3 protein-coding genes are annotated in these 3118 nt (G+C 70.3%); 2 read left to right on the top strand and 1 reads right to left on the bottom strand.

Going from position 1 to position 3118, the window contains the following annotated elements; genetic code table 11:
• The coding region (locus tag HAV39_RS41985; RefSeq protein WP_191844650.1) for a S8 family serine peptidase at positions 1 to 1222 on the bottom strand (1222 nt) is incomplete at its 3' end.
• Between the two features lie 359 nt (positions 1223 to 1581).
• On the opposite strand from HAV39_RS41985, the gene HAV39_RS41980 reads away from it, so the two are divergent.
• Together HAV39_RS41980 and HAV39_RS41975 are read left to right on the top strand one after the other, a co-directional pair.
• A complete protein-coding gene (locus HAV39_RS41980; RefSeq protein WP_191844649.1) occupies positions 1582 to 1836 on the top strand; it encodes a hypothetical protein in 255 nt (84 codons plus the stop codon).
• 39 nt (positions 1837 to 1875) lie between these two features.
• On the top strand, positions 1876 to 3118 hold a 1243-nt coding region (locus HAV39_RS41975; RefSeq protein WP_244958925.1), incomplete at its 3' end, for a S8 family serine peptidase.

The raw sequence follows: 3118 nt of genomic DNA, 5'->3' as shown, positions 1-3118 counted from the left end.
GGCCGGCGATGATCGGCCCGGCGGTGCTGGTGCCGTTGAAGGTGGCGGTGTACCACAGGTCCTCGCTGGCCCCGCCCTGCAGGTCGCTGTACCCGCAGGTGGTCACCTCCTCACCCCAGGCCTGGACGTCCACGGCGGACCCGAAGTTGGAGAATGCCAGCCGCGATCGGTCCGGACCGTGGTCGTGACCGTTCGTGCCAGGTGGCGGAGCGCCGGCCCCGACGAGGATCACCCCCGAGTCGCGGAAGGTGCGGTCGAACCGCCTTTCGTAGATGGGATCGTCCAGGTTCTCGGCGCCGTTGCCCGCGATCGCGACCACGATGACGCCCTTGAGCGTGGCGGTCCGGATCGCGTCGAAGACCGGGTCGAAGTAGTCCATGGCGATGAAGCCGAGTTGTCCGTGCGGTGCCTTGAAGCCGTGTCGGGGGCCAGGGGCGTGGATCGTGGTCACGATGACATCGCCGGGATGAAGCTTTTCCAGCACGGCCACGATCGCCGACCCCACATCGGTCTCGTCCTCCTTCTTCATGAAGGCGGAGATCGCCATGAGGTTCGCGTCCGGGCAGATGCCCATGATGCCGAAGCCGTTGTCGTCGCCTCCGATCACTCCGGCGACGGCCGTGCCGTGATTTCGCCATCCCAGCTGCGTGCTCTGGATGCCACCGACGACGCCGCCCTGGTTGCCGGTCAGATCCTCGTGCGTGAACCGCCACGCCGCGTCGATGTGGACCACCCGCACGCCTGCGCCGCGGCCACCCTGGAGCGCCCACGCACGGCGTACGTCGATCCCGCCGGGCGCCGGTCCCAGGTAAGCCTGCCGGGCAGAGAAGTCCTGGGTGAACGCGGGCGGTTCCGCGGCATTGGGCTGCGGCTCCCGATGCAGGCCGGGCCAACCCGGGGGCTCCACGTACGCCGCCGCCACCAGAGGGTCGGCCCGCAGCGCGGCGGCGGTGTCGTTCATGCGATCGACCGGCACCTCGACCTTGTAGTAACGGGACAGGTCGGGTGCGTCGGCCGACGCCGGCAGCGTGGCGGTCAGCCGGTTCAGCCGCTCCTCGCTCATGCCGAACAGTGTTCGCAGCGAGCCGCCGTAGGCCGCGCAGAGGTCGTTGAGCGAGGTCGTGTCAAGACCTGCCGCCGAGACGATCCCCCGGCCGGTCGCTCTGGCCGCCACACCGGGGCGCATCTCCACCACCAGGACCGGCGTGCCGCCGTAGTCCACCGCGACCTCCTCGACTGGTCCGCCGGTGAAACGTGAAACCGAGGACCGCGGGTCGTGAACGCCAGATGACAATCACTCTAGCGTGACGAAGATATTACTCATCGTGACTTTGACGAGGTTCCGGCGATCGAAATGCCGAACCCTCTCGGTCCTTCGGCGACGGTCCGTCATCGACCTACGACGCGTCCCGCCCACCGGCTCCGGGCCGAACCGGTGAACCGGCCACCCGCGGCCGGCCCACCCGGCACAATGAGGACGACTGTGCTGCCACCTGCGATTATCCGCTCGACCGCCGAGGTCGCAGGGAGCATCGACCCGGCGGCCCGGCAACGCCGTCGGCAGAGGACGAGGCGGACGAGGTGGAAGTCGTCATCCAGGTGACACCGGCCGCGGACGGCGCTCAGGGCGTCCCGGCCGGGCAGGTCCGCGACGCCGTCACCGCGCTCGGTCTGGCTCTGGAGCCGGTCCACACGGGTAGCGCGGACCAGGCATCGGGCAGCTACTTCCGGGTGCGGGTGACCGATCGGGCCGCCGCCGACCGCGTCGTCGCGGCCGTCTCCGGCCTGCCGTCGGTGGCCGCCGCCTATTTCAAACCCGATGCCGAGCCGGCCTGACCGCGCCGGCCGCCGGTCCACCGACACGGGGGGAACTCGATGTCAGCCGACGGACCAGAACTCGTCGTCGTCGCGCGCGGGGACGCGGCGCTGAGGGTCACGCCCAGTGGGCTGACCTCACTGGCAGGCTACGACACCGGCCGGCTCAATGAGATCTGCGACCGCTACGGCGGAACCATGCGGCCGCTGTTCGGCGCCAGCGAGGAGCGGATCCTGCGCGCGGCGGCACAGGCTCCGTTGCACCTCGACGTGCCGGACCTGTCCGTCTACTACCATGTCGACGCACCCGCCGATCAGCTGCAGGACATCGCGGCGATGCTGCTGACCCAGCCACTCGTGGCGGGTGCGTACGTCAAGCCCCGGCCTGAACTGCCGACAAGGACACGGAGCCTGCCGCCGCAGGGCGTGGAACCGGCCGCGGCCACGCCCGATTTCTCCGGACTGCAGGGCCATCGCGGCCCGGCGCCGGGCGGCGTCGACGTCGCCCGGGCGTGGGCGCTCCACGGCGGCCGAGGCGCCGGGGTCCGCATCATCGACATCGAGCAGGCATGGCGGTTCACCCACGAGGACCTGATCGGCAACCAGGGCGGCGTGCTCGACGGAACCCCGAGCGCCGCACTCGATGCACGCAACCACGGCACCGCCGTGATCGGTGTCATCGGCGGAGACGACAACGGCTTCGGCGTCACCGGCATCTGCCCGGACGCTAACGTGAGCGCGATCTCGTGGAGAGACAAGGGCATCGCATCCGCCATCCACGCCGCCGCGTGCCGCCTGGGTCCCGGCGACATCATCCTGGTAGAGGTGCATGCCCCGGGACCGCGTTTCAACTTCACCGGGCGCGATGACCAGCTCGGCTACATCGCCATGGAGTTCTGGCCCGACGAATTCGACGCGATCCGCTTCGCGACCCGCGTCCGCGGCGTGATCGTGGTGGAGGCCGCGGGCAACGGGGCCGAGAACCTCGACGACCAGCTGTACGACGCCCGGCCGGCCCCCTTCCCCGACCACTGGCGCAACCCGTTCCGGCGCGGTGACCGCGACAGCGACGCCATCCTGGTCGGGGCCGGGGCGCCGCCGCCCGGAACCCACGACAGCAACCACGGCCCGGACCGCTCCCGGTTGCCGTTCTCGAACTTCGGGTTCGCCGTCGACGCGCAGGGCTGGGGCGAGGAGGTGACCACCTGCGGGTATGGGCAGCTGCAGCTGGGCGCGAACGAGGACCTGTTCTACACCCACCGGTTCAACGGCACCTCCAGCGCGTCACCGATCATCGTCGGTG

Source organism: Catellatospora chokoriensis, from assembly GCF_011297315.1.
GTDB lineage: Bacteria > Actinomycetota > Actinomycetes > Mycobacteriales > Micromonosporaceae > Catellatospora > Catellatospora citrea.
This window is presented reverse-complemented; position numbering and strand designations above follow the sequence as displayed.